This is a genomic window from Halolamina salina (genome assembly GCF_042678005.1).
GTDB lineage: Archaea > Halobacteriota > Halobacteria > Halobacteriales > Haloferacaceae > Halolamina > Halolamina salina.
Genome location: NZ_JBHUDH010000011.1, coordinates 43,627 through 44,739, shown reverse-complemented (window position 1 = coordinate 44,739; position 1,113 = coordinate 43,627). Strand labels below are relative to the sequence as shown.

The window sequence follows — 1,113 nt, the reverse complement described above, 5'->3', positions numbered from 1 at the left end:
GGCGGCGGCTTCGGCGGCGAGTTCGGGCTCGCCGGCGTTCGCGAGCAGCGTCACCGCCTCGCGCTCGGCGTTGTACCCCCGGCTCGTGAGTTCCTCCACGAGCCGTCGATGGGACTCCTGTGGCACGGGAATCTCTCGGCGAGGGGGGCGGAAAAGGATACCGACCGGCCCCCGGTTCCGGCACGGCTAAGCGAGCGGCGTCCCCAGCCCCGGGCGTGAGCCAGTTCCCGACGTTCGAGGTGATCCCCGCGGTGGACGTACAGGACGGCGAGGCGGTCCAGCTCGTCGCCGGCGAGCGCGACTCGGGGAAACGCTACGGCGACCCCGTCGCCGCCGCGGAGCGCTGGCTGGACGAGGGCGCCGAAACCCTCCACCTCGTCGACCTTGACGGCGCGTTCGAGGGCGACCGGGAGAACGCCGACGCGATCGAAGCGATCGTCGACGCGACGGGCGAGGACGTGGACGTCCAGGTCGGCGGCGGGATTCGGACCGTCGAGGACGCCACCTCGCTGCTCGACGCCGGCGTCGATCGCGTGATCCTCGGCACCGCGGCGGTCGAGAACCCCGAAATCGTCGAGGAGATTTCGGAGACGCATCCGGGGAGCGTGATGGTTAGCCTCGACGCGAAGGAGGGGGAGGTCGTCGTCTCGGGCTGGACCGAGGGAACCGGACTCGATCCGGCCGAGGCCGCGGCGCGCTATGAGGAACTGGGCGCGGGCTCGGTGCTGTTCACCAACGTCGACGTGGAGGGACAGCTCTCGGGGATCGACCGCGAGGCGGTGGAAAGAGTGGTCGATGCGGTGGAGATTCCGGTTGTCGCGAGCGGCGGGGTCACTGATTTGGCGGACGTGGGTGAGCTTCGGGAGTCTGGGGCGGCGGCGGTGGTGGTGGGGACGGCGCTGTACGAAGGTCGGTTTTCGCTTGCTGAGGCGATGGAGGTCTGATTCTGGGGTTGGTTCGTCGGTGTTTCGTTCGTTGGCTACTGGAACGGCAAGCGCGACAGCATCTCGATCGTAGACCACTTGTGACCGCAGTGCGCCGGACACGAGGTCCGGCGCAGCACCGAGTCCCCACCCCTCCCCCCGGCCGGCGACCGGTGCCGGCCGCGAGGCG

The 1,113-nt window shown here is 70.0% G+C and carries 1 protein-coding gene; it reads left to right on the top strand.

Going from position 1 to position 1,113, the window contains the following annotated elements:
• The first annotated feature begins 215 nt into the window (after positions 1-215).
• Positions 216-944 carry a 1-(5-phosphoribosyl)-5-[(5-phosphoribosylamino)methylideneamino]imidazole-4-carboxamide isomerase gene (gene hisA / locus ACFR9S_RS01435; protein WP_379817860.1) on the top strand — a complete coding sequence of 243 codons (729 nt, stop codon included), beginning with the start codon at positions 216-218 and terminating at the stop codon, positions 942-944.
• Positions 945-1,113 lie beyond the last annotated feature (169 nt).